38 protein-coding genes are annotated in these 24,733 nt (G+C 37.2%); 5 read left to right on the top strand and 33 right to left on the bottom strand.

From position 1 onward, the window contains the following. Positions 1-92 precede the first annotated feature (92 nt). The 29 genes from rplQ to rpsJ all read right to left on the bottom strand — a co-directional run bounded on the left by rplQ (position 93) and on the right by rpsJ (position 14,059). On the bottom strand, positions 93-449 hold the full coding sequence (gene rplQ / locus F3H01_RS06200; protein ID WP_002941584.1) for a 50S ribosomal protein L17: 357 nt from the start codon (positions 447-449) through the stop codon (positions 93-95). Positions 450-460: 11 nt separating this feature from the next. Further along, positions 461-1,477, bottom strand: a complete 1,017-nt coding sequence (locus tag F3H01_RS06205; RefSeq protein ID WP_084109888.1) for a DNA-directed RNA polymerase subunit alpha — start codon at positions 1,475-1,477, stop codon at positions 461-463. Positions 1,478-1,491: 14 nt separating this feature from the next. Beyond that, positions 1,492-2,118 (bottom strand): 30S ribosomal protein S4, encoded by a 627-nt coding sequence (gene rpsD, locus F3H01_RS06210; protein WP_054197275.1) that lies wholly within the window; start codon positions 2,116-2,118, stop codon positions 1,492-1,494. Positions 2,119-2,143: 25 nt separating this feature from the next. Then, positions 2,144-2,536, bottom strand: a complete 393-nt coding sequence (gene rpsK / locus F3H01_RS06215) for a 30S ribosomal protein S11 (protein ID WP_021091081.1) — start codon at positions 2,534-2,536, stop codon at positions 2,144-2,146. Positions 2,537-2,558: 22 nt separating this feature from the next. Next, complete coding sequence (rpsM, locus tag F3H01_RS06220) at positions 2,559-2,927, bottom strand: 30S ribosomal protein S13 (protein WP_012140556.1); 369 nt, start codon at positions 2,925-2,927, stop codon at positions 2,559-2,561. A gap of 3 nt (positions 2,928-2,930) precedes the next feature. Further along, the gene (gene rpmJ / locus F3H01_RS06225) at positions 2,931-3,044 is read right to left on the bottom strand and encodes a 50S ribosomal protein L36 (RefSeq protein WP_002941545.1); all 114 of its coding nucleotides are present in this window, start codon (positions 3,042-3,044) and stop codon (positions 2,931-2,933) included. A gap of 189 nt (positions 3,045-3,233) precedes the next feature. After that, positions 3,234-3,452 (bottom strand): translation initiation factor IF-1, encoded by a 219-nt coding sequence (gene infA / locus F3H01_RS06230; RefSeq protein WP_002848031.1) that lies wholly within the window; start codon positions 3,450-3,452, stop codon positions 3,234-3,236. 34 nt (positions 3,453-3,486) lie between these two features. Next, on the bottom strand, positions 3,487-4,245 hold the full coding sequence (gene map, locus F3H01_RS06235; protein ID WP_021091100.1) for a type I methionyl aminopeptidase: 759 nt from the start codon (positions 4,243-4,245) through the stop codon (positions 3,487-3,489). 1 nt (position 4,246) lies between these two features. After that, on the bottom strand, positions 4,247-5,509 hold the full coding sequence (gene secY, locus F3H01_RS06240; protein ID WP_035167388.1) for a preprotein translocase subunit SecY: 1,263 nt from the start codon (positions 5,507-5,509) through the stop codon (positions 4,247-4,249). Then, positions 5,509-5,910 carry a 50S ribosomal protein L15 gene (gene rplO, locus F3H01_RS06245; protein ID WP_021089212.1) on the bottom strand — a complete coding sequence of 134 codons (402 nt, stop codon included), beginning with the start codon at positions 5,908-5,910 and terminating at the stop codon, positions 5,509-5,511. The genes secY and rplO overlap by 1 nt, the downstream gene beginning before the upstream one ends. Before the next feature lie 15 nt (positions 5,911-5,925). Next, positions 5,926-6,369, bottom strand: coding sequence for a 30S ribosomal protein S5 (gene rpsE, locus F3H01_RS06250; protein ID WP_002941646.1), 444 nt, complete (start codon positions 6,367-6,369; stop codon positions 5,926-5,928). Positions 6,370-6,384: 15 nt separating this feature from the next. After that, positions 6,385-6,741: a 50S ribosomal protein L18 gene (gene rplR, locus F3H01_RS06255; RefSeq protein WP_085658472.1), complete on the bottom strand. Its 357-nt coding sequence runs from the start codon at positions 6,739-6,741 to the stop codon at positions 6,385-6,387. Between the two features lie 10 nt (positions 6,742-6,751). Continuing rightward, entirely contained in the window at positions 6,752-7,288 is a 537-nt protein-coding gene (gene rplF, locus F3H01_RS06260; protein WP_107775613.1) for a 50S ribosomal protein L6, read from the bottom strand. A gap of 197 nt (positions 7,289-7,485) precedes the next feature. Next, entirely contained in the window at positions 7,486-7,881 is a 396-nt protein-coding gene (gene rpsH, locus F3H01_RS06265; protein WP_021091129.1) for a 30S ribosomal protein S8, read from the bottom strand. A 9-nt stretch (positions 7,882-7,890) separates the two neighbouring features. Next, a complete protein-coding gene (locus tag F3H01_RS06270; RefSeq protein ID WP_002941532.1) occupies positions 7,891-8,076 on the bottom strand; it encodes a type Z 30S ribosomal protein S14 in 186 nt (61 codons plus the stop codon). A 1-nt stretch (position 8,077) separates the two neighbouring features. Then, positions 8,078-8,623 carry a 50S ribosomal protein L5 gene (gene rplE / locus F3H01_RS06275; protein WP_002941643.1) on the bottom strand — a complete coding sequence of 182 codons (546 nt, stop codon included), beginning with the start codon at positions 8,621-8,623 and terminating at the stop codon, positions 8,078-8,080. Positions 8,624-8,628: 5 nt separating this feature from the next. After that, on the bottom strand, positions 8,629-8,865 hold the full coding sequence (gene rplX / locus F3H01_RS06280) for a 50S ribosomal protein L24 (RefSeq protein ID WP_002941666.1): 237 nt from the start codon (positions 8,863-8,865) through the stop codon (positions 8,629-8,631). Continuing rightward, positions 8,865-9,233 carry a 50S ribosomal protein L14 gene (rplN, locus tag F3H01_RS06285; RefSeq protein WP_021091075.1) on the bottom strand — a complete coding sequence of 123 codons (369 nt, stop codon included), beginning with the start codon at positions 9,231-9,233 and terminating at the stop codon, positions 8,865-8,867. The genes rplX and rplN overlap by 1 nt, the downstream gene beginning before the upstream one ends. After that, positions 9,233-9,484, bottom strand: coding sequence for a 30S ribosomal protein S17 (rpsQ, locus tag F3H01_RS06290; RefSeq protein WP_021091107.1), 252 nt, complete (start codon positions 9,482-9,484; stop codon positions 9,233-9,235). Before rpsQ ends, rplN begins: the two co-directional genes overlap by 1 nt. 1 nt (position 9,485) lies before the next feature. Further along, a complete protein-coding gene (gene rpmC, locus F3H01_RS06295; protein ID WP_002941625.1) occupies positions 9,486-9,680 on the bottom strand; it encodes a 50S ribosomal protein L29 in 195 nt (64 codons plus the stop codon). Further along, the gene (gene rplP / locus F3H01_RS06300; protein WP_021091116.1) at positions 9,667-10,092 is read right to left on the bottom strand and encodes a 50S ribosomal protein L16; all 426 of its coding nucleotides are present in this window, start codon (positions 10,090-10,092) and stop codon (positions 9,667-9,669) included. The genes rpmC and rplP overlap by 14 nt, the downstream gene beginning before the upstream one ends. Positions 10,093-10,094: 2 nt before the next feature. Next, entirely contained in the window at positions 10,095-10,793 is a 699-nt protein-coding gene (rpsC, locus tag F3H01_RS06305; protein ID WP_002941650.1) for a 30S ribosomal protein S3, read from the bottom strand. 1 nt (position 10,794) lies between these two features. Continuing rightward, positions 10,795-11,127 carry a 50S ribosomal protein L22 gene (rplV, locus tag F3H01_RS06310; RefSeq protein ID WP_009295259.1) on the bottom strand — a complete coding sequence of 111 codons (333 nt, stop codon included), beginning with the start codon at positions 11,125-11,127 and terminating at the stop codon, positions 10,795-10,797. Positions 11,128-11,138: 11 nt separating this feature from the next. Next, positions 11,139-11,420, bottom strand: coding sequence for a 30S ribosomal protein S19 (gene rpsS, locus F3H01_RS06315; RefSeq protein WP_002941639.1), 282 nt, complete (start codon positions 11,418-11,420; stop codon positions 11,139-11,141). A 2-nt stretch (positions 11,421-11,422) separates the two neighbouring features. Continuing rightward, a complete protein-coding gene (rplB, locus tag F3H01_RS06320; RefSeq protein WP_021091121.1) occupies positions 11,423-12,256 on the bottom strand; it encodes a 50S ribosomal protein L2 in 834 nt (277 codons plus the stop codon). Between the two features lies 1 nt (position 12,257). Continuing rightward, positions 12,258-12,539 (bottom strand): 50S ribosomal protein L23, encoded by a 282-nt coding sequence (locus F3H01_RS06325; RefSeq protein ID WP_002941535.1) that lies wholly within the window; start codon positions 12,537-12,539, stop codon positions 12,258-12,260. Position 12,540: 1 nt separating this feature from the next. Then, positions 12,541-13,155 carry a 50S ribosomal protein L4 gene (rplD, locus tag F3H01_RS06330; RefSeq protein ID WP_012140561.1) on the bottom strand — a complete coding sequence of 205 codons (615 nt, stop codon included), beginning with the start codon at positions 13,153-13,155 and terminating at the stop codon, positions 12,541-12,543. Further along, positions 13,152-13,730, bottom strand: coding sequence for a 50S ribosomal protein L3 (rplC, locus tag F3H01_RS06335; protein ID WP_002941563.1), 579 nt, complete (start codon positions 13,728-13,730; stop codon positions 13,152-13,154). The genes rplD and rplC overlap by 4 nt, the downstream gene beginning before the upstream one ends. Positions 13,731-13,750: 20 nt before the next feature. After that, complete coding sequence (gene rpsJ / locus F3H01_RS06340; RefSeq protein WP_009295257.1) at positions 13,751-14,059, bottom strand: 30S ribosomal protein S10; 309 nt, start codon at positions 14,057-14,059, stop codon at positions 13,751-13,753. Between the two features lie 257 nt (positions 14,060-14,316). On the opposite strand from rpsJ, the gene F3H01_RS06345 reads away from it, so the two are divergent. From F3H01_RS06345 to rnhB, 4 genes are all read left to right on the top strand, one after another. After that, positions 14,317-17,271, top strand: a complete 2,955-nt coding sequence (locus tag F3H01_RS06345; RefSeq protein ID WP_149725207.1) for an Eco57I restriction-modification methylase domain-containing protein — start codon at positions 14,317-14,319, stop codon at positions 17,269-17,271. Positions 17,272-17,315: 44 nt separating this feature from the next. Beyond that, positions 17,316-18,410, top strand: coding sequence for an ATP-binding protein (locus F3H01_RS06350; RefSeq protein ID WP_149725208.1), 1,095 nt, complete (start codon positions 17,316-17,318; stop codon positions 18,408-18,410). Between the two features lie 78 nt (positions 18,411-18,488). Next, the gene (locus tag F3H01_RS06355; protein ID WP_149725209.1) at positions 18,489-19,343 is read left to right on the top strand and encodes an S-adenosylmethionine tRNA ribosyltransferase; all 855 of its coding nucleotides are present in this window, start codon (positions 18,489-18,491) and stop codon (positions 19,341-19,343) included. Beyond that, positions 19,343-19,894, top strand: coding sequence for a ribonuclease HII (rnhB, locus tag F3H01_RS06360; protein WP_149725210.1), 552 nt, complete (start codon positions 19,343-19,345; stop codon positions 19,892-19,894). The genes F3H01_RS06355 and rnhB overlap by 1 nt, the downstream gene beginning before the upstream one ends. 46 nt (positions 19,895-19,940) lie before the next feature. Here the strand turns inward: rnhB and tpx are convergent, their stop codons facing one another. The 3 genes from tpx to F3H01_RS06375 all read right to left on the bottom strand — a co-directional run bounded on the left by tpx (position 19,941) and on the right by F3H01_RS06375 (position 22,294). Continuing rightward, the gene (tpx, locus tag F3H01_RS06365; RefSeq protein ID WP_149725211.1) at positions 19,941-20,465 is read right to left on the bottom strand and encodes a thiol peroxidase; all 525 of its coding nucleotides are present in this window, start codon (positions 20,463-20,465) and stop codon (positions 19,941-19,943) included. A 14-nt stretch (positions 20,466-20,479) separates the two neighbouring features. After that, on the bottom strand, positions 20,480-21,622 hold the full coding sequence (locus F3H01_RS06370; RefSeq protein ID WP_085658465.1) for a trans-sulfuration enzyme family protein: 1,143 nt from the start codon (positions 21,620-21,622) through the stop codon (positions 20,480-20,482). Between the two features lie 216 nt (positions 21,623-21,838). Next, positions 21,839-22,294, bottom strand: coding sequence for a DIP1984 family protein (locus F3H01_RS06375; protein WP_149725212.1), 456 nt, complete (start codon positions 22,292-22,294; stop codon positions 21,839-21,841). Positions 22,295-22,393: 99 nt separating this feature from the next. On the opposite strand from F3H01_RS06375, the gene F3H01_RS06380 reads away from it, so the two are divergent. Further along, entirely contained in the window at positions 22,394-23,560 is a 1,167-nt protein-coding gene (locus tag F3H01_RS06380) for a MalY/PatB family protein (RefSeq protein WP_149725213.1), read from the top strand. A gap of 505 nt (positions 23,561-24,065) precedes the next feature. Here the strand turns inward: F3H01_RS06380 and sodB are convergent. Continuing rightward, entirely contained in the window at positions 24,066-24,683 is a 618-nt protein-coding gene (gene sodB, locus F3H01_RS06385) for a superoxide dismutase [Fe] (RefSeq protein WP_149725214.1), read from the bottom strand. Positions 24,684-24,733 lie beyond the last annotated feature (50 nt).

Here is a 24,733-nt window from a genome sequence, read left to right on the forward strand (position 1 = left end):
TTGAGAAAGCTTTTGGAAGAAGGATTTTATTTTAAAAGTGGTGGAATTTTATATTCAATAAATTAAAAAAGAGAGCCGAAGCTCTCTAATAATTATTCAGCTACTAGCTCTATATAAGCCATCTCTGCCGCGTCGCCTCTACGAACACGAGTCTTGATGATTCTTGTATAGCCGCCATTGCGCTCTTTAAATTTTGGAGCTACTTCAGTGACTAATTTATTTGTTGTTTCTTTATCTTGTAAAGAAGCAAATACTGCTCTGTGAGCATTAGAGTCACCTTTTCTAGCTCTTGTGATTAGCTTCTCAACATAGCTTCTAAGCTCTTTTGCTTTTGGTAAAGTCGTCTCTATCTTTTCGCTTTTGATGATAGCTATCGCCAGATTTTTAAGCAATGCAGATCTATGAGATGACGTTCTACCAAGTTTGCGATATCCGTGTTTATGTCTCATCTATTATCCTTTTATTCTTTTACACTCATTTGTGCTTTAAGCTCGGTTATTTTCTTTCTTAGTTGCTCTTTGCCATCTTTTAACACATCGGCACCAACTGGATAGCCTATCTCTTCCATAACCGCTTTAATCTCTTCAAGAGATTTTTTACCTAAATTTTTAAGCTCTTTAAGCTCATTTTCGTCCATTAATGCAAGCTCGCCGATAAATCTAATATCAGCTTTGTCAAGGCAGTTAAAACTTCTAGCGCTTAAATTTAGATCTTCTACACTAGAAAGTAACTTTGAAAACTCGCCACCTGCAGTTGAGCTAGCAACTGGAGTACTGACATCAATATCTAAAATTCCTTTAAATACTGACATTTGCTGATACATAGCTTCTAAACAATTTTTAAAAGCCTCTATCGGACTAACTTGACCATCAGTTGTTATAGTAAATACAATCTTTTCATAGTCTGGATCATCCTCAACCAAGACATTTTGTATATCATAAACTGCTTTTTTAACAGGTGTAAAGAAAGCATCAAGTGCGATATAGTCGTCTTCGATCTCTTCTCTGATCTCTTCACTAGGAACATATCCGATACCTTTTTGAATGATAACTGAAAAATTTAACTCAGCATCTTCGTTTATTGTAGCAAGGTATGCGTCTGGGTTAACGATCTCAACTAGATCATTATTTAGATCAGCCCCAGTTATCTCTTTTGGTCCTTTAAAGCTATACTCTATAACTTCGCGCTCGCTGGTGCTTTTTAATTTAAATCTGATCTTTTTCAAATTTATAATAAAAAAAGCTACGTCCTCTAGCATACCTCGCATGCTATCAAATTCGTGACTAACGCCTTTTATCTTTACACCAATAGGAGCAAAACCTACTGTACTTGTGTAAAGAAGACGACGCAATGGGTGAGCCAAGGTAACAGCATAGCCCGCCTCAAAAGGATATGCTGTAATGTTAGCAACATTTTCACTAACACTTTTAACTTCAATTTCAGTTGGCATATAAGCTGATGTAGTAATCTTTCTCATCTTTATACCCTCTATTATTTTGAATAAAGCTCTACTATAAATCTTTCCTCAACAGGAATGATAACCTCTTCTCTTTCTGGATTTCTAGTGAAAATTCCAAATTTTTTCTCTTTTTCAACATCTACCCAAGCAACAATACCAGTTTGTGCTGTAAGATCTATCGCACGAACAATTTGTGGATTGTTTTTAGATTTTTCGACAATCTCTACTTTTGCGCCAGGTTCAACTCTGTAAGATGGTATATCTACTCTTTTGCCATTTACTAAAATATGTCCATGAGTTACTAGCTGACGAGCAAAACGACGAGTTGTTGCAAAGCCCATTCTATAAACAACATTATCTAATCTTTGCTCTAGTAGTTGAACCAAAAGGGCACCAGTGTTGCCCTCGCGGCGTGCTGCTTCTTGAAATAATCTTCTAAATTGTTTCTCTGAAACACCGTACATAAATTTAGCTTTTTGTTTCTCGCGAAGTTGTAAGCCATATTCGCTTATTTTTGCTCTTCTTTGTCCATGTTGTCCTGGTGCATAAGGTCTTTTTTCAAAAGCACTTTTACCAGCAAGTCTTCTTTCGCCTTTTAACGCAAGAGACACACCAAGACGTCTTTCTAATTTTTCAACAGGTCCTGTATATCTAGCCATAATAATTTCTCCTATTTTTCTCTAATTATACGCGGCGGCGTTTTGGCGGTCTACAACCATTGTGTGGTAAAGGTGTAATGTCTTTAAAGAAAGATACTTTAATTCCTTCAACAGTTCCTACACTTTTAACAGCCGTTTCACGTCCGCTACCTGGACCTTGAACCTTAATACCAACTTCTTTTATACCATGCTCTTTTGCTTTATTTAGAGCATCTTCAACTGCCTGTTGAGCTGCATAAGGAGTTGATTTTTTGCTACCTTTAAAGCCTAAGCCACCTGCACTACTCCATGCAATAGCATTTCCCATTTCATCAGTTACAGTTACCATAGTGTTGTTAAATGTTGCACTGATATAAACGATACCTTTGGCTATGCTTTTTCTAACTACTTTTTTCTTAACAATTTTTCTTTTCGCCATTTATTATCCTTTAACCCTTGCCTTACTTAGTAGCTGCACCGACAGTTTTACGTCTGCCTTTTCTGGTTCTAGCATTAGTTTTAGTCTTTTGACCACGAACAGGAAGACCTTTTCTGTGGCGAAGACCTCTATAACTTCCAAGATCCATAAGAGCTTTGATATCCATAGCAACTTGTTTTCTCAAGTCACCCTCAACGACGTGATGCTCTTGAATTTCTTTACGGATAGCTGCTGCTTCATCTTCACTAAGCTCATAGACTCTCTTGTCATAAGAAATTCCAGCTGCGTCAAGAATTTGACGAGATTTGTAAAGACCTATACCATATATATAAGTCAAACCATACTCTATTCTCTTTTTGTTTGGTAAATCTACACCTGCAATACGTGCCATGCCTTATCCTTGTCTTTGTTTATGTTTTGGATTTTCGCAGATAACACGAATTATGCCACTACGTTTGACAATTTTACATTTGTCACACATCTTCTTTACAGAAGGACGAACTTTCATTTTAGTCTCCTAAAAATTTATTCCACTTTTTTAGGGGCTGCATCAGGTCTAAAGAAAGAATTTAAACCAACTATTTTCAAAATAAGTGGGGAACTTTGAAAATAATTCTTCATACAGCTTTTCGCAAAGCTTGGATTTTATCCAAAACCAGCTTTAAATTTACTTAGCATATTTGCCACAAAGTCAAATTTACTTATATCTATAAGTGATCCTGCCCTTGTCTAGGCTATATGGCGTAAGTTCTACTTTTACACGGTCGCCAGGCATTATCTTTATATAATGCATTCTCATTTTTCCAGCGATATGACATAAAATTATATGTTTGTTGTCAAGCTCAACTTTAAAAGTTGCATTTGGCAGTGCTTCAACAACATTTCCATCAATCTCAATGACATCGTCTTTTGCCACAAACTCTCCTTTCTTTAAATTTTTGCCATAAATTTTACGCTTGGCTTAAAATTTCGGCTTTGCCATTAACTATCGCCATGCAATGCTCATAATGGCTGGTTCTTAAACCATCTTTTGAGGTTACTTTCCAGTTATCGCTTCCTAAAACTGGCGTGCCGTCTTTTTGGCAGATCATTGGCTCTATACAAAATACCATTCCTTCTTTTATCTTTGGTCCAGCTTTTGGGTTATGCCCCTCAAGATAGTTTGGAATTTCTGGCTCTTCGTGTGGCCTTTTTCCTATACCGTGACCGCAATATCCACGTAAAGGCACATAACCTCTACCAAGAATAAATTTCTCAAGCTCATAGCAAATTTCTTTAAAATGCATACCAGCTCTTATATAGTCAATCGCAAAATATAGTGCATCTTTTGAGCAAGCGATCAAAGCCTCGTCTTCTTTTGAAATTTTACCAACTCCAAATGTCCTAGCCGAATCACCAAAATAACCATCTAAATTTGAGCCGATATCAACGCTAACGATATCACCCTCTTTTAGTTTGTATTCATTTGGGATTCCGTGGATCACCACTTCATTGACGCTTATGCAAGCTGCATTTGGAAAGCCATAAAGACCTTTAAAAGCAGGTTTTGCCCCAGCAGCCCTTATCATATCTTCACAAATTTTATCTATCTCAAGAAGGGAAATTCCAGGCTTTATAATCGTAGAAATGTGATCAAGAGTTCGAGCGACGATCTTGTTCGCCGCTCTCATTTTCTCTATCTCAACCGGTCTTTTTAGCGTGATAGCCATTTTATAGACCTACTGCACTTAGAGTTTGGTATTTGTTTGTATAAGACTGAGCTTCTATACGCCTCATAGTATCCAGAGCGACAGATACCACGATAAGTACTGATGTGCCACCAAAATAAAATGGTACACCCATAGTTTTTACAAGTACCCATGGTAAGGTTGAGATGATGCCTAGATATAAAGCACCGCCCAAAGTTAGCCTGCCAGCTACTTCATTTAGATAACTAGCTGTACTCTCGCCTGGTCTAACACCTGGGATAAATCCGCCTTGTTTCTTTAAATTTTCACTTATATCTTTTGTGTTAAATACGATCGATGCATAGAAAAACGCAAAGAAGATGATAAATAAAAATGTTAAAACGTTAAACATATAGCCATTTGGACTTAAAAAGTCGTTGATAGCTTGGATGATCGGATTTGTACTAGCTTGTAAAATAGTACTAGGAAACATCAAAATCGCACTAGCAAATATCGGTGGAATAACACCGCTCAAATTTACTTTGATCGGTATATAGTTCATTATACGTTTGTTTTGATTTTCCATTATCACTTTTCTTGAGTAAGAAATAGGGATACGCCTTTCGCCCATCTCGACAAATATAATAGCACCAATAGTAGCTAATATAATCACCAAAATAGCGATAACTGTTAGGAAATTCATCTCAGAAGTATTTACCAAATTTACAGTTCCACCGATCGCACTAGGTATACCAGAGACGATACCAGCAAAGATGATAAGACTTATGCCGTTGCCTATACCACGTTGTGTTATTTGCTCACCTATCCACATAAGTAGCATAGTTCCAGTTAGCATAGATACAGCAGAGATCGCGATAAATAAATTTATATCTATCATGATAGCTTGTTCGCCACCGCGTCCACTTAAACTTTGAAGTCCGATAGAAACACCGATTGATTGCACAAGAGTGATGACGATAGTTGCATAGCGTATAATTTGCATATATTTTTGCATACCGTCACGCTCTTTTTTCATCTGGCCTAATTTTGGAAATGTTGCTGCTAAAAGCTCCATAATGATCGAAGCTGTAATGTAAGGCATGATACCTAAAGAGATAATACTTAAACGCTCAGCAGCCTTACCACTAAACATATTAAATAAGCCCAAGGCATTGCTATTGTTTGAATTAAAAAATTCTTTAATTACGTCGACATTAACACCAGGAACTGGCACATAAGCCAGTATCCTGTATGCGAACAAAAATGCCAACGTGATTAAAATCTTGTTGGTCAGTGTTTTATCCATTATTTTGTTCCGCTAACGCTAACGTTCTCGTCTTTGATCTTAGAAGCAAGAGCTTTTGCACTTGCACCGATTAGTTTTATCTTAGTAACGCTCTTTGAAATTTTATGAACGCTAGCTATTGTTGCTATTGAAATTTCAGCAAGCTCTTTTATAGCTGCAATTTTCTCGACATTAATAACATAAGGTTTTTCAAATTTAGAAGTAAAACCTACTTTTGGAAGACGTCTTTGAAGTGGTTGCTGTCCGCCCTCAAAACCTCTTTTCTCATTGTAGCCTTTTCTTGCTCTTTGACCTTTATTACCTTTGCCAGCAGTTTTGCCATTGCCACTGCCTTGGCCACGACCTATTCTTTTGGTTGCATGAGTTGAACCTGCAGCAGGTGTTAATTTTTCTAATGCCATCTTAACTCCTTTCTCTTAGCTTTTTAGCAAACTAAGTGCTTTTATAGTAGCACGAACGACGTTTGCTGAGTTGTTTGAGCCAAGTGATTTAGTAAGGATATCCTTAATACCTGCAAGCTCGATAATAGGACGTGCACTACCACCAGCGATAACACCAGTACCCTCGCTAGCTGGGCGAAGTAGCATTCTACTTGCGTTATATTTTACCTCTACATCATGAGGGATAGTTGTGCCTTTGATCTTAACGTGGATAATATTTTTAAATGCGTCGTCAATCGCTTTTCTCATCGCATCTGGTACCTCTTTAGCTTTACCATAACCAAAGCCAACTAGACCATTTCTATTACCAACAACAACTAAAGCTGTAAATCTAAATCTACGACCACCTTTAACAACCTTTGTAACCCGACCGATATCGACGATTACTTCTTCAAATTCTTCTCTATTATATTTTTCCATCGATTTTCCTTTGGGTTATAGCTTGATGCCATTTTCTCTTAAAGCTTCAGCAAATGCTGCGATAACGCCATGGTACAAATAACCATTTCTATCAAAAACTGCAACATCTATCTTTTTAGCTTTTAAAGCCTTAGCAAATTCTTTAGCTAAAGTGACCGCACCTTCTTTATTTGCTTTTATGCCTATCTTTCTACCATCAACTGCAGCTAGTGTAGTAGCCGTAACGTCATCAATTGCTTGAACATAAAGAGTTCTGTTTGATTTGAAAATAGAAACTCTTGGGCAAGATGCAACACCAGAAATTTTACCTCTGATTCTTCTTTTTCTCTTAATTCTAAGAGCGATTTTTCTTTTTAGTACTTTTGCTGTCATTTACCGCTCCTTACTTCTTAGATGTCTTGCCCGCTTTGCGGATGATACGTTCTTCTAGATATTTAACGCCCTTACCTTTATATGGCTCAGGTGGTCTAAATCCTCTAACTTGAGCAGCCACTTGACCTACTACTTGTTTGTCATCGCCTTTGATAGTAATAACGTTTTTCTCAACACTAGCTTCAACGCCTGCTGGTAGCTCATAGTTGATAAGGTGTGAAAAACCAAGAGAAAGCTCTAAAATTTTACCTTTTGCAGCTGCTTTATAACCAACGCCGTTGATCTCAAGCTGGCGAGTAAATCCCGCAGTGATACCAGTTACGATATTATTAGCAAGTGCTCTATATGTTCCCCAGTAAGCTCTACTTTGGCGATCTTCGCCCTTTGGAGCAAAAACTATATGACCATTTTCTACCTTGACATCAACGTGACCTTTTGTGTCAAGCTCTTTTAAGTGATTGCCCTTTTTAAATTTTAGGACATTATTTTCAACGCTAACGTCTACACCACTTGGGATAGCGATAGGCTGTTTTCCAATACGTGACATTTTTTTCCTTTACTTGTCTAGGGTGTTCCTACATTTACGAATAAACACCACAATGCCGTAAATTTGATCGTCAAATTTGACGAAACCTTCATTTGAATTTCTAAATTTAGCTTTGGCGAAATATAAAATTTCACCTAGCTAAAAAGAAATTTTAACCTTAAGTTATAAGGTCAAAATAGCGTTTTTAACGCAGTTTATTACCAAACGGTGCAAAGAACCTCGCCGCCAACGCCAGCTTTACTTGCCTCAATACCGCTCATAACGCCTTTGCTTGTGCTAACGATAACTGTTCCGTAACCATTTTTAAAACGCTTAATGTCGTCTTTACCTTGATAAACGCGGCGACCAGGTTTTGAAACCCTTTTAAGCTCGTTTATAACGCTTCTGCCGTACTCATCATACTTTAAAACTACGTTTATAAATTTCTTGTTACCTTCTTCGATAACATTGTAGCTCTCTACATAGCCTTTTGCTGCAAGGATAGAAAGGGTAGCCTCAACAACCTTAGAATGAAGCAATTTCGCAGTTTCAAGCTTTCTCATACTTGCATTTCTAATGCGTGTTAATCCATCTGATATTAAATCGTTTAACATTTCTCTTCCTTACCAACTTGCTTTTTTAAGACCAGGTATTAGGCCTTCGTTAGCCATTTTTCTTAGGCAAACACGGCAAATTCCAAAATCTTTATAAACAGAGTGCGGGCGACCGCAAATTTGGCATCTAGTATAGCCGCGAACCGCAAATTTTGGCTTGCGTGCAGCTTTTGCTATCATTGATTTCTTTGCCATTTTACTTTCCTTTTGCAAACGGCACACCAAATAGCTCTAGCAATTTGAATGCCTCTTTATCGTTTTTAGCCGTAGTAGCAATCGTAATATTCATACCATGAGTTCGTAAAATTTTATCATACTCAACCTCTGGAAACATTAGCTGCTCGCTAAGACCAAAGTTATAGTTTCCACGTCCGTCAAAGCCATTTTTTGGAAGACCACGGAAGTCTTTAACTCTTGGAAGAGCAACGCTTATTAGCTTATCTAAGAAAGCATACATTTGCTCTTTTCTCAAAGTTACTTTGATACCAACAGGAAAACCCTCGCGAACTTTAAAGCCAGCAACTGATTTTTTAGCATCAGTGATAACTGCTTTTTGTCCAGCGATAAGTGAAATGGTATCAGCCATATTTTGAAGCACTTTCTGATCTTTCGCAGAGTCTCCAGCGCCTACACTGATCACGATCTTCTCGAGCGCAGGGATAAGCATTGGATTTTTGATGTCAAATTCTTTTACGAGAGCTGGCTTGATAGTTTCGTTAAATTTATCTTTTAATCTACTCATATCTCTTATCCTTCAACTTTCGCGACATTTGATATGTCAATTGGCATCTCTTTATTTACGTGACCACCATTTGGAGTTTTTTCGCTTGGTTTGATAGCTTTTTTAGCTATTTTGCATCCCTCAACTATAACCTGACCTTTTTTTGCAAGAACTGCTAAAATTTTACCAGTTTTGCCTTTATCGTCACCAGCGATGATCTTAACAGTATCGCCTTTTTTGACTTTAAATTTTACATTAGCCATTATAAAACCTCCGGAGCTAGCGAAACAATCTTCATAAAGTTAGCATATCTAACCTCACGTCCAACTGGTCCAAAAATACGAGTGCCGACTGGCTCTTTTTTGCTATCAAGTATAACAGCTGCGTTCTCGTCGAAGCGGATTAACGAACCATTATCTCTTTGAACCTCTTTTTTAGTTCTTACAACAACAGCTTTTACAACCTGTCCTTTTTTGATCTTGCCATTTGGAAGAGCTTTTTTAACAGAGCAAACTATGATATCGCCAAGTGTAGCGTATCTTCTTTTGCTGCCGCCAAGAACTTTTATACACATTAACTCTTTTGCACCACTATTATCAGCAACTGCAAGTCTTGTAAAACTTTGAATCATTACTCAACTCCCTTTGCCAATACAGCTTTTAAGCGAAAATTCTTGCGAGCTGAAAGTGGTCTGCACTCGATCGCAACAACTGTATCGCCTGCTCTTGTCTCATTTTTCTCATCGTGAACTAAATACTTTTTAAAGCGTTTTACAAATTTATGGTATCTTGGGTGCATAACGCGTCTTTCTACCAAAATAGTAGCTGTTTTATCTCCAGCTTTTTGTAAAACAACACCTTGAATTTCTCTTTTTAATGCCATTTTACGCCCCTTGTCTTGTTGCACTAATTGCAGTGTTGATCTGAGCTATCTCTTTGCGAACAGCACTAATCTCATTAGGGTTGCTTAACTGCATAGTTTTTAGCTTTTGTCTTAAAGTAAATAAAAGCACCTTTTTCTCTTTTAGCAACGCGTTTAATTCTGCAACGCTCTTATCTTTTAACTCAGTATATTTCATTTTCACTCTCTCGCGTTACAAATTTTGATTTGAAAGGAAGTTTGTGTAGAGCCAAAGTTAGAGCTTCACGAGCTAACTCTTCGCTAACACCAGCCATTTCAAATATTATACGACCAGGTTTGATATTCATAACCCACTCTTCAACTCCGGCCTTACCTTTACCCATACGAGTTTGTAGAGGTTTTTTAGTAAGTGGCTTATCAGGGAAAACCCTAATCCAAATTTTAGCCTGTCTTTTTACGTGACGAGTTAGAGCTTGACGAGCAGCTTCTATTTGGCGAGAATTTATTCTACCAGCCTCAACAGCTTTAAGTGCAAATTCGCCAGTTGCTAAAGATGCTCCACGAGTCGCATAACCACGGTTGCGACCTTTCATTTGCTTACGAAATTTCGTTCTTTTAGGCATCAACATAATTATTTACCTCTTCTTGCTCTACGTGTTTTCTTAGGTGCTTCTTCTTCGGTTTTCTCAGGTTGAACACCTTTTTGAAGAACCTCACCTTTAAAAATCCATACTTTAATACCTATGTTTCCATAAGTCGTATGAGCCTCAGCTACACCGTAATCAATCTTTGCTCTAAGAGTATGAAGCGGAACGCGACCTTCTAGATACCACTCGGTTCTTGCCATCTCAGCGCCACCTAAACGACCAGCAACTGAAATTTTGATACCTTTAGCACCTGATTTTTGAGCACCTTGGATAACTTTTTTCATAGCACGTCTAAATGCGACACGCTTTTCAAGTTGCATAGCTACGTTTTCAGCAGCAAGTTGAGCTGAAGCTTGAGCTTTTCTTTCTTCTTTGATATTTACATTTACTTCTTTGCCGATAAGTTTGCTAACTTCGTTCTTTAGGTTTTCAACATCTTGACCTTTTTTGCCGATGATGATACCAGGACGAGCTGCAACTACGGTTACACGAAGTTTTTTAGCCGTTCTTTCGATTAGAATTTGGCTAATTCCTGCATAGTAAAGTTTTTTCTTTAAAAATGCACGAATTTTATAATCTTCACCGATGTTTTCAGGAAGACTTTGTTTGGTTGGAAACCATCTAGATTCCCAGTTGCGGTTAATTCCTAGTCTAAGACCTATTGGATTTACTTTTTGTCCCATATTATGCTTCCTTCTTTTCAGGTTTAGATACTTCTACCATTACATGAGAAGTAGGTTTGCGAATTTTGCTCGCTGTTCCTCTTGCTCTTGGTCTAAATCTCTTTAATACAGGACCAGCATCAACGCGGCAACTAGTTACTACAACCTCTTCTGGCTCAAATCCGCCATTTGCTACTGCTGAGCTAATAGCGTTTGCTATAAATTTAGCACCACGATTTGGCATAAATTGCAAGCTTGCAAGTGCTAGCTCGGCATTCATGCCTTGAACTTCTCTTGCTATAAGTCTTGCTTTTGTAGGAGAAAGTCTTACGAATTTTATAATTGCTTTACTCATATTATCTTCCCTTACTTGCCGATTTTCTTTTGCACTGAGCCTTTATGACCCTTAAATGTGCGTGTTGGAGCAAATTCGCCAAGTTTATAGCCTATATGATTTTCTGTAACATATACAGGAATAAAGCTCTTGCCATTGTGAACGTTAAATGTTAGTCCAATCATTTCAGGTACAATCGTGCTACGTCTTGACCAAGTTTTGATTGGTTTGTTATCGTTTGCATTTTTTGCGGCAATAACTTTTTTCATTACATGATCATCTACGAAAGGACCTTTTTTGAGTGATCTTGCCATCTCTATTTTCCTTTCCTTCTTGAAATTATAAGCTTATCGCTAGCTTTTTTACGGCGAGTCTTAGCACCTTTAGTTGGTTTACCCCATGGAGTAACTGGGTGACGGCCTGAATTTTTCTTACCTTCACCACCACCGTGTGGGTGATCAACTGGGTTCATAGCAGAACCACGTGTTTGTGGGCGGATACCGCGGTGGCGATTACGTCCGGCTTTACCGATAGTGATATTAGCCCAGTCTTCGTTGCCAACTACACCAATACTTGCCATACACTCAGCTAGTACTTGTCTCATCTCGCCACTTGGCATTCTTAAGATAACATACTTCTCTTCTTTGCCCATTAGCTGAGCATAACCGCCAGCTGAACGAGCTATCTGAGCGCCTTTACCAGGCTTTAGCTCTACGTTATGAACGATAGTACCAACTGGGATAAATCTTAACTTCATAGCGTTACCTGGTTTAATATCTAGTGAGCCCTCATCGATAGATGCGATAACGTCGCCAACATTTAGGCCATTTGGTCTAATGATATAGCGTTTTTCACCATCTTTGTAAGCTATAAGAGCGATACGGCAGTTTCTGTTTGGATCGTACTCGATCGCTTCAACTTTACCTTCTATACCAAATTTGCGACGTTTAAAGTCGATGATACGATAAAGTTTTTTTGCACCTGCTTCTTTATGTCTTGAAGTTATACGACCATTGTTATTTCTACCGCCAGATGCAGGTATTTTAACAAGCAAGCTTCTAACGCTTGGTTTAGCTGTTATATCTTCAGAGCTTAGTCCAGTCATATATCTACGACTAGGTGTATATGGTTTATATGATTTTATAGCCATCTTACGCCTCCGTATTTTCTAGGCTTACGCCTTCAGGTAACTTAACGTAGAATTTCTTTATCTCGTCACGTTGGCCTGCTCTTCCTCTAAAACGTTTAACCTTGCCACTAATTCTAAGTGAATTTACGCGAACAGGCGTTACTCCAAAATACTCTTGTAAAACCGCTTTTAAGCTGTTTTTTGTAACTCTTGGTGAAGTTTGGATAACAACAACGCCTTGTTCTTGAAGGCCTAGAGTTTTTTCTGTATAAATAATTGTTTTGATATCAGTTATATCCGCCATTTTAGCCCTCTTTTGTTATAGTTTTTAGTGCAGCTTTTTCAATGATAACCGAACTAAATGTAGAGACAAGATAAGCATTCACCTCATTTGCATCTACTACATAGCAGTTTGCTAAATTTCTAAAAGCAAGTAGCGTTTTATCGTCTAGTAAATCTTTAACGATAAGCGCATCTTTTACTTTTAAATTTTTGATGATATTAGCTGCATCTTTTGTCTTTCCAGACTCGATTGAGATGCTATCTACTGCGAAAATTTTACCATCTTGTGCTTTTACTGCCAAAGCGTATTCAAGAGCTAGTCTCTTTTGTTTTTTATTGACTTTTTGAAAATAGTTTTTCTCGTTTGTTGGACCAAATGCAACTGCACCGCCTACCCAAACGTTAGTTCTAGTTGAACCCGCTCTTGCACCACCACGTCCTTTTTGTCTCCATGGTTTTTTACCACCACCGCTTACAAAAGCACGGCTTTTAGTATGAGCCGAATTTGCTCTTATACCAGCAAGGTAAGATTTTACATAAAGATATAGGTTGTGCGGATTTACTTCAGCGTAGCTTGCAGGAAGCTCTAACTCGCCTGAATTTTCAAATTTATCGTTTAATACGTGAATTTTACTCATTTTACAATCCTTATTTTACCCATTGCACCATTGTGACCAGGAACGCAACCTTTTACAACTACGATGCCATTTTGAGCGTCAAAGCTTATTAGCTCGTTTTTAACAGTAACTTTCTCATTGCCCATGTGTCCTGCCATTTTCATACCTGGTTGAACACGACCTGGCCATTCGCAGTTACCGATTGAACCGTGGCGTCTGTGGAAACGTGAGCCGTGGCTTTTTGGACCACCACCGAAACCATGTCTTTTTACCACACCTTGGTAGCCTCTACCTTTTGAGTTAAAGCTAACTTTTAAAATTTTAGCCTCATTTAATGGTGTAAAGTCTAGGTTTCCAACTTCGCTATTAGCTACTTCAAGCGTAGCAAATTTGTTAAATTCTGCTGTCAGATTGTATTTTTTTTGCTGACCAGCGATAGCTTTGTTGTTTGCTTTAGTGTGAGCATACGCTACGATAGCACGTTTGTTTTCGTCGATCTCACATACTTTAGCCTCAACTAGCTTAAGTAGTGTAACTGGCGTACTCTTCGTGGCAATCGTTCTACTCATGCCTATTTTTTCTACAATATATTCCATACTCTTATCCTTTTGTCCGCTTATTTCATCGCACGAACTTCGACATTAACTTCTGGAGCTAGGTCGAGTTTTGTTAGGCTATCTACAGTTTCTGGAGTAGCAGCTACGATGTCAAGCATACGAGCGTGTATTCTCATCTCAAACTGCTCACGTGAGTCTTTGTTGATGTGTGGAGATTTTAAGACTGTATAGCGTTTGATCTTTGTAGGCATTGGTACCGGGCCACGAACGTCGGCACCTGTTCGTTTGACAGCTTCTACGATTGCTGCAACAGTGCGGTCTAGAACTCTATGGTCGTAAGCTTTTAGCTTTAACCTGATTCTTTCCATGTGTTTTCCTTTAAAAAGAACTTGTCGCAAACTCGCGACCTCTTTACATCAAAATAACTCGCATAGGATCAAGCGATCGTACGAGCAAAGACGCTTGTCTTTTCGTAAAGAGAACGCGATTTTACAAAAAAGCTATTATAGTTGTCAAGAAAAACGTTATTTTTTGATGAATTTTGATTAATTATTTCCTTTTAATAAGGAAGATATAAAATTTAAAAAGATAAGATTCCAAGAAATTAAAATTTTAAAGAGAAAAGATGCCGATCTTTAATTCAAAATTCTTACTAACCCAAGAACAAGACGAGGAGAAGCTTAAAAAGCATTATATAAATTTGCAAATGTATCAGGCAAAAGCTAGCGACATTAAGAGCTTCAAAGAAGAGAAATTTCAAACGCAGTTTCTAAAAGATATCTTTGAAAACTGCCTTGGCTACACTTTGGACACTACTAATCCTACAAATTTCAATCTTGAGCGTGAGAAAAAGAACGAAACTGACGGCAAAAAGGCAGACGGGGCGATACTGATAAATGGCGAAGTTAGATGCGTGATCGAGCTAAAAGATCAGACCACACAACATCTTGATAAAACTCCGTCCAACCGCGAGCTTAGCCCAGTGGATCAAGCCTTTCGCTATTTTATCTCACATGAAAATGCCAAATATGTCGTTGTTTCAAATTTTAATGAACTGCGTTTTTACATCGGCAATAAAACAACATTTGAAAAATTTGACCTTTTTACAGCAAGCTTTGACGAGTTTAAAAAACTTCATTTGCTGCTTAGCTTTGAGAGTATTAGCACAGATCTACCGCTAAAGCTAAAAGAGAAATTTGCCACTCACGAGCGCGAAATTTCAAATAAATTTTATAAAGACTTTAGCGCATTTAGACTCACTCTTTTTAAAAATATTTGCAAAAACAATACTAGCATTGATAAAAATAGGCTTTTAAGCCTAACTCAAAAACTATGTGATAGGTTTGTCTTTATACTATTTGCCGAAGACCGCGGACTACTAAGACTTCGCACGATAGCCGAGATAAAAGATAAATTTCAAAACCAAGTTACTGAGCTTAGTTTTTATGACTTTTACAAAATTTACTTTAAAGCCATTGATGAAGGCAGTGAACGTCTTGATATCAAACGCTACAATGGCGGACTTTTTGCCACAGATACTGAGCTTGATGCACTAAAGATGGACGATAGCGTGCTTGAAGCGCAGTTTTTAAGCGACTATGACTTTTTAAGCGACATCGGTATAAATATCCTAGGACATATATTTGAAAGCTCACTAAACGACCTTGAAGAGCTAAATGCACAAATAAATGGTAATGAATTTGATGCCAAACAGAGCAAACGCAAAAAAGATGGCATATTTTATACGCCAGAGTTTATAACAGAATTTATAATTGAAAATTCACTTGGCATGCTTTGTAAAGCCAAAAAAGATGAGCTAGGGCTTGATCTAAATGAGCTATTAGCACCAAAAAATCCCAAAAAATTAACCAAAGCAGAAAGTGAGATCAAAGATAAAATTTACGCTTACCGCGAGTGGCTCTTATCTCTTAAGATACTTGATCCAGCTTGTGGCTCTGGTGCGTTTTTAAATCAAGCTTTAGAATTTCTCATTAGCGAGCATGGCGCATTAGATACTTACCGCAAAGTATATGAGGGTGAGGGCTTGGGACTTTACGATATAGAAAGCACTATTTTAGAAAATAACCTTTACGGCGTAGATATAAATGCCGATGCGGTCGAGATCGCCAGACTATCTCTTTGGCTCCGCACAGCTGCAAAAGGACGAGTTTTAACAGATCTTAGTAAAAATTTAGTAGCTGCAAACTCGCTTTTAGAATTTCCATTTGACTTTAAATTTGATGTCGTTATCGGCAATCCTCCCTATGTCAGACAAGAGGCGATAAAAGAGCAAAAGCCAGCCCTACAAAAATATAAAGTTTATAGCGGCACGGCTGATTTGTTTGTCTATTTTTATGAGCTTGGCATTACACATCTAAAAGAAAGTGGGCTTTTAGGTTTTATATGTTCAAATAAATTTTTCCGTGCCAGCTATGGTGAAAATTTACGCAGATTTATATTAGAAAACACGCAAATAACACATATTATCGATTTTGCTGGGGTTAAAGTTTTTGAAGATGCGAGCGTAGATAGTGCGATTACCATTTTTAGAAAAATAGGAGCTGGTGAAAATTCAAAATTTAATTTCCTAGCTTCAAGCACCACAAATTTAAAAACGCAAAAATTTATCCAAATACCACAATCCACGCTAAACGAAACAAATTTCACCTTTTTAGATAAAAACAAATTTGAGCTAAAAAGTAAAATCGAAAAAGTCGCAAAGCCATTAAAAGATTGGGATGTGAATATTTATCGTGGAATTTTAACTGGATTAAACGAAGCATTTATCATCGACGATAGCACTCGTGATAAAATTTTAAGCACTTGCATTGGGGACGAAAGAGAACAGACGCAAAAGCTCATTAGACCGATCTTAAGGGATCGAGATATAAAGCGTTATGACTATGAGTGGGCTGGGCTATGGCTCATAAATATCCATAATGGATATGGCACCGAGCCTCGCATCAATATAGATAATTTTCCTAAACTAAAACTATATCTTGATAAATTTGAGCCGAAACTTTCCAATCGTTCTGATAAAGGAGCCACTCCTTATAATCTGCGAAACTGCGCATATCTGGAGGAATTCGAAAAAGAGAAAATTTTATGTGCCAGAATGGTGCAAAGCCCAAAATTTGCTTACGATATAAATAATAATATTCCAGACAATACTGTATATTGCATAATTGGCGAAAATTTAAAATTTTTATTAGCCTTTTTAAATTCAACAGCTGTTTATAAAATTTTTAACTTTTTCTATGCTGGGGGCGGACTTGAAGGCGAAATAAAAATAAATCGCTTAGAAATTTTGCCTATCCCACAAATCACGCCACAAAATGAAAATTTATCAAACGAGATAATAAATTTGGTTGATGAGATTTTAAAAGCCAATGAAAAAATCAAGCTTTACGAGAAGCATATGCCTACTTTAAATCTTGATGAAAAGCTAGAAGCAAAAGAAAATATCGACGCGCTAAACGACAAAATCAAGGCAAGTGACGAAAAAATAGACAAACTTGTTTTTGAGCTTTATGAACTAACGAGCGATGAGATCGCGCTTATAACGGGGGGGGGGTTCTGAAGGCATAACAAAAATTTATATATATATTTTGAAAAGGGGAGAAAATGAACCAATTAGAGCTTTATTACAATCAGCCGCTTAAATCAAGTAAATTTATCCCCAGAAAATACGAAATCATCTCGCCAAAGACGCTTATAATAGGTGCCATTTCAAGTGGCAAAACAGCCCTTGTTTATGAGTTTTTGAGCCATTATAAAAGCGAAGAGAGACTTTATGTAAATTTAGATGATCTAAGGATAGACAGAGCCTTACTTTTAGCAAATCTAAAAGAGTTTTTAGAAAAAAATACCCAGATAAAGGTGCTCGCAGTTGAAAATTTACAAGCCACTGATCTTATAAATTTAAGCTTTTTAAAGGGCGCAACACTTGAAAATATCATCCTTACAAGCAAGGAATTTTCACTCACGATTGACGGCTTTGCTCGCATAAATTTAAACTATCTCGATTACGAGGAATTTATACTATTTTTTAAGAAAAATTTGGATCAAGATCTGCTGTTTAGCTACTTTTTGGCTCACGGCAACGAGATAGCAAGTGCCTTTTTAGACTCCAGCGAGGTCACAGCTCACTTACAACAGCTTTTAAGAGCAAATTTAAGCGAGCAAAGCATTGCGATTTTAAAAGAATGTGCTCCAAAATGTCACGATGTGCTTAGTACTTTTGGTATCTATAAAAACCTAAAAGAGCAGATGAAAATTTCAAAAGATAGTGTCTATAACACAGTAGCCAGCCTTAATGAAAATGGCTTTATAGAATTAGTACCAAATTTAGATGAGAGCAGCACGAGCAAAAAACTCTACTTTACAAATTTTATACTTCGTAACGCTTTATACCTAAAAAAGGATTTTTTAGCTGTCTTTGCAAATGTCGTTTTTTGCGAGTTGCTTAAATTTAAAGATGAAATTTACTACACAAAAGAGATTGATTTCTTCCTTAATAAAAGGAAGATTGCGATCATGTGTGTACCGTTTTCTGCACCAGAGATCATCTTTTTGAAATTTAAAAAACTCCACGCAAGCTTAAAAGAGCTGGGTGTAAGTAAGCTTCAAATAATTAGCGTTGCAAACCAAGCTGAGCTTAGCTTTGAGGGCATAAAATGCGAAATTTTGCCCTTTTCTAGGTGGAGTCTAGGTTTATAAATTTAAACCTTTATTTGATTATTGTTTTAAAAGCTTAAAGTAAAGAAGCTATAATCAAAAAAACTATGAAGGACGGACATGAGAGCATTTATTGGGATTTTTATACTTATAGTAAGCCTATTTGGCTATGAGATAAATCACGAAAACTGGGCAAAATTTTATAAATTTATTGGCGAGGCAAATGGTATAAAATTTGAAGTTTATATGAACTATTTTAAAGATGAATTTGAAAATTTCAAGCAAAGTAAAAGCTTTAAAGTCCCGCCTAAGATAAGCGGACATATCTTTTTTGATGGTACAAAATACGACTACGAAAAAGGTAATCTTGAGCAAAATAGCAGTGAAATTTCATCGCTAAATGCTGTATCTGACAAGATAAATTTAGACGTTAAAAATGAAAATGGTGAGCTAAAGGGCAAAATAATCGTTAAAAACAAAGCCTATAATGCGACTATCAAAAAAGAAAAAGAGTATGAAATGCTAAATATTGGCATCCAAATGACTGAAGCAAATGGCACGAGATACGAAGCTATAATTAACGATATATTTGCCAAAGAATCGGCTAAAAAAAATAAAAATAAATTACTCTCGACACTTTATGACCTAAAAAGCGAGCGTAAAAAATGGCCAAATAACCAATTTGAAAACCTAGACAACATCTACTATATAAATGACAAAATAAAAAGTATCTGCACCTATAAAAACAATAAAACTAGCTGCGATGTCGTCTTACTTAAAACCAATAAAAAGCTAAAGTTAAAGCAGATTTTTAAAGATATAAATGATCCTCATCTAAAAGCAATCCTCGCAACAGCAGGTGTTAGCGAGAATTTTGTACTTTCGCCACTTGGGCTTACCTTTTTAAATGAGGAGCAAATTAGCGTGCCGCTTGATGAGCTAAGACCTTACTTTAGCGATGAAATCGGACTTTAATGGCAAAAATTTGTGGCATAGATGAGGCTGGACGTGGGGCGTTAGCTGGGCCTTTAAGCGTAGCAGCCTGCGTGCTAAATAAAGAAATTTCAGGTCTAAACGACTCCAAAAAACTAACTGTAAAAAAGCGTGAGGAGCTTTTTAAAGAGATCATAAAAAGCTCAAATTTTCTCATCATCTACTTCTCAAATGCGCAAATAGACGAACTTGGACTAAGTGAGTGCTTAAGACGAGCACTCAAACTTTTTAAAGCGCACTTTAAGGGTTTTGAGATCATTTATGATGGAAATTTAGACTATGGCGTAGGTATCACAACGATGATAAAAGCTGATAGCAAAGTCGCTGGGGTAAGCGCTGCTAGCATATTAGCAAAGGTTAGCCGTGATAGTTTGATGAGAGGCTGGGATAAAATTTACTCAAAGTATGGCTTTGCTGGGCACAAAGGATACGGCACAAAGGCACATCTAGATGCCATTGCTAAGTTTGGCTATTCAAGCCTTCATAGGAAAAGCTTTGTAGTAAAGTCTTTTGAAAAATCTCTATTTGACTAAGATTAATTATCTAAGCATCAAATAGATGCTTAGATAACGCCTTTTTTTAATGGCAGCCACAACCGCAACCACCGCTACTTTTAATAGCATCAAATACAGCATCGTAGTTTGGCTCTTCTGTCACTTCAGGGACGATTTGTTTGTGAATTATTACGCCATCATTGATGACAAATACCGCTCTTGCAAGTAGTCCTTTTAGTGGGCCATTGCTCATTAAAACGCCATAGTTTTTAGCAAATTCTCCGTATCTAAAGTCACTTCCTACACGTAAATTTTTTATGCCTTCAGTCGTGCAAAATCTACCCATCGCAAATGGTAAATCATTTGAGATGATGCTAAGTTTTACGCCGTATTTGCCAGCTACTTTTTCGTTAAATTTACGAGCCTCTGCTGCGCAAACGCCAGTATCAAGTGATGGCAAGCAAACAAGTACTTCTACGCCATTATTTCCACCTACACTAAACTCGCTAAGATCTTGTGCTACGACTTTTGCTTCAGGTGCATAAGAGCCTACAAAGACCTCGTTTCCACTTAAATTTACCTCACTACCTTTAAATTTTGTAGTTGCCATATCTATCTCCTTTATTATTTTTTTGCTTTTTTAAATGCTTGATCAAGATCTGCTATTAAATCATCAGCGTTTTCGATACCGATTGCTAAACGAAGCAAGTTTTGCTTTATACCGATCTTATCTAGCACCTCTTTTGGATACGCCTCATGCGTCATCGTCGCAGGCCTGCAAATAAGGCTTTCTACACCTCCAAGACTTACCGCTAGATCAAAAATTTCTAGCGATTTTACAAATTTATTTACATCATATTTTTCATCGAGCTCAAAAGAGATAAGTGCACCAATGTCGCTTGCTTGAGCTGCTTGCATCTTTGCCTCTTGCTCGCTATATGAGCCGGCAAAATGCACCACGCTAACTGCGTCATTATTCTGCAAAAATTTAATTATTTTATGAGTATTTTGCGTTTGTCTATCAAACCTAACGCTAAGCGTTTTAAGCCCACGTATTAGGTAGTATGCGTCCATCGGGCTTATGATGCCACCAAGTGTGTTTTTAGCAAATTTTATCTTCTCAGCCAAAGCATCATCGTTTAGCGTGACGATACCAGCGATCACATCAGCGTGTCCACCGATATACTTTGTAGCGCTATAAACCACGATATCAGCTCCATGATCAAGTACTCTTTGATAATAAGGCGTTAAAAATGTGTTATCCACGATGACTAGAGCGCCTTTTTTGTGAGCGATCTTTGAAATTCTAGCGATGTCCGTCACTCTTAAAAGAGGATTTGAGGGAGTTTCGATGAAGATAGCTGCCACGTCGTCGCTTATATCGTCTTCGCTTAAAAAATTTAGATCATCTATAAATTCGCTCTTTATGCCGTGGCTTTCAAAAACTGTCGTGACATATCTATATGTGCCGCCATAGACATTGCTATTTAGCAGGACTTTTTGCCCTGTTTTTATAAGGCTAAGCGCAGCTGCTGTTGCTGCCATGCCTGAGCCAAAGCTAAAAGCGTATTTGCTGCCTTCAACTTTTGCAAAAATTTCATCAAATGCTTTTTTGGTTGGGTTGCTACCACGCGAATATGCAAATTCTTGAAAATTTTCAAGATCATCTTGCACAAACGTACTTGCTAAAAAAACAGGCGGAATGACAGCTTTATTTGGATTATTTTTAGCTTCAATGCCCTTTACGATCAAGGTGTCAAGTTTCATAAATTTCCTTTTAAAAATTTGTGAAATCTTACATAATAAAGATTAATCTTCCCCAAACCCACCCAAAACGTAGCTAAATCAGTAAGTGGTAGTAACATTTATTTTTAAGAATGCATTTTTTAAATTGCTGGGATAAATTTAAACTTTTGCTCTCTCCCCGCAAACCTAATAAATTTTTCTTTTTACTCGCCTTTAGCTACATTTTCACCATAAATTTTACTCTACAAGATCAACTTGCCAGTTTGCCTCTTGTAGCTTCATATCTAACTCTCTGATCTCTTTGGATAGCTCGTCTATTTGCTTTTGGAGCGTGGCTACATCAACACTACTTAAAATTTTTATCTCGCTATTTGAGTAAAGATCGACCTTTTGGCTTGCGCTTTTGGCAAATTCCCTAAGCACGCTTACTTTTTGGCTTAGCGTATCTTTTTTAGCGATCATTTCAGTTAGACTCGTGCCTTCAAATTTTGCACTTGAGTTTGTTAAATTTATAGCCAAGATCAGCCTAAATAGCTCATCGCTTAGCCTATCAAGCTCTTTTAAAAGAAGCTTTGGATCTTCGCTAGGTCTTTCATTTTCTTGCATTTTTGCATTATCGAGTAACCTACCTTTTAGCTGCTCTAAACGTTTTTGTGTATCGGCTCTTAAAATGAGAGCCTGAGCTAATTTCATCATTTTTCCTTTTGAAATATTAAATTGAGAGAAAATTTCAAATTATATTAGTATCTTTTGGGTTATAATTGATTTAAAATTTCATTTTAAGGAAAAGCTATGAAGTACGATTTTGATACGCTTATTAGCAGAGATGGCACCAACTCATCGAAGTGGCGAATGAAAAACGATATTTTGCCAATGTGGGTTGCTGATATGGATTTTAAGGCTGCACCTGAAATTTTAAATGCCCTACAAAAGCGTCTTGATAATGGCGTCTTTGGCTACTCATTTATCCCAAAAGAGTGGAACGAAGCGATTAAAGACTGGTGGAAGAGACGTCATGATGTTAGCTTTGAAAACGATTGGATGTGCTTTTGCACTGGCGTTATACCAGCGATTTCAACTGCGATTAGAAGATTTAGCAATCCAGGGGATCAAATTTTAGTTCAAGCTCCCGTATATCACGTATTTTTTAACTGCATAAAAAACAACGGCCGTGAAATTTTATCAAATGACCTTGTCTATAAAGATGGTTCTTATGAGATTGACTTTGAAGACCTTGAGGCAAAGCTAGCTCAACCACTAACAACTATGATGCTCCTTTGCAATCCACACAATCCAATAGGTAAAATTTGGGACAAAGAGACGCTTAAAAAAATAGGCGAGCTTTGCTACAAACATGATGTTTTGGTTATCAGCGATGAGATCCACTGCGATATAACTGATCCTGGTCTAAGCTACGTGCCATTTATCAGCGTTAGCGAAGAGTGTAAAAATAACTCAATCACATGCATCTCGCCTACAAAAGCCTTTAATATAGCAGGACTTCAAAGCTCAGCCATCATCACGCCTAATGAGCAGATACGTGCAAGAATAAATGCGGCTGTAAATTATGATGAGATAGGTGAAGCAAACGCATTTGCGATAACTGCGACAATAGCGGCATTTAACGACAGTCAAATATGGCTTGATGAGCTTAGGGAGTATCTCTTTGAAAACAAAAAAATTGTTATAAATTTCATAAAAGAGCAAAATTTGCCAGTAAAGCTTTTACCTTCAAATGCGACTTATCTTTTATGGCTTGATTGCAGCGCGTTTTGCGAGGATTCGAGCGACTTTATGAATTTCTTGCGTGATAAAGCTGGACTTTGGCTAAATGACGGCAATGCTTATAGGGGAGATAGATTTTTCCTTCGCATGAATATCGCAACCCAAAGAGCCAGAGTGCTTGAAGGGTTAAAACGCTTACAAAATGGTATAAATTTATACACTTCAAAAAGATAAATTGAGTAAATTTGGCAAGGTGGCTTTGAAATTTAAAGCTACCCCTGCCTAATTAATACAGCTCGGGGCATTTTTGAAACAGTGAACATTGCCCCCCACCACCATTTTTTAATATCAAATCAAGTTTTGCTGATAAATTTAAAGATAAAATGACCTACACTAGTTTTTATTTGCTTGCTTAAATTTAAGTATATAACCTCTCTCAATCACGATATAGTAGATTGATAAAGCAAACATTTTATGCCTTTTTGAAGTGGTAAATTCTATGCCCATAGCTTGTAAATTTAGCAGTGGTTTTAAATTTTCAACAAAGCAGAAATTTGAAGTCAAGGTAGCTTATGCTGGTTTTAAATTTAAGAGAAATTTGTTTGCTAAAACAAAGTTTTGAGCCATTTTTGAAGTTACACTTTCTTTTAAAACAAGGTAGTTTTTGCTAATAAATTTGATGATTTTAAAAATTTAGATAAAAATAGAAATTTAAAGGCGGGAAAGTTCCCGCCAGATATTATTTATGAAGTTCTTTTGTGTAAAACTCGACTGAGCCAAGGCCCTCTTTTTGCGCCCACTCGTAAGCTTGGCCTACAAATTCCCAGTTTATGTTCTCATAAAATGTCTCTAGGTATTTTGGGCGAGCGTTGAAATTGTCGATGTAGTAAGCGTGCTCCCAAACGTCAACGACTAGAAGCGGCACTTTGCCGTCGCTCACTGGAGTTTTTGCGTTGCTAGTTTGCACGATCTCTAGCTTTTTGCTGCTTGGATCAAATACAAGCCACGCCCAGCCTGAGCCAAAAAGTGTTGTAGCTGCTTTTAAAAACTCCTCTTTAAAGTTTGTGAAATTTGCTTCGATCGCAGCTTTTAGCTCGCTTGACATCTCGCTTTTTTTAGCGATGCAGTCCCAGTAAAAGTCGTGGTTATAAACTTGAGCGACGTTGTTGTAAAGGCCGCCTTCGCTATTTTTTAGAATTTCATAAAATGATACATTGGCAAATTTTGTATCTTTTATGAGATTGTTTAAATTTGCAACATAGGTTGCGTGGTGCTTGCCGTAGTGGTATTCACAGGTTTTTGCGCTAACTACTGCATTGCTATTTGCATCAAATGGAAGTTTTCTAAGTTCAAACATAATAATTCCTTAATAATAAAATTTGTTGTTTCGTATTATAGCCATAAAAA

Origin of the sequence: Campylobacter concisus (assembly GCF_902460875.1) — a bacterium.
Lineage (GTDB): Bacteria > Campylobacterota > Campylobacteria > Campylobacterales > Campylobacteraceae > Campylobacter_A > Campylobacter_A concisus_AA.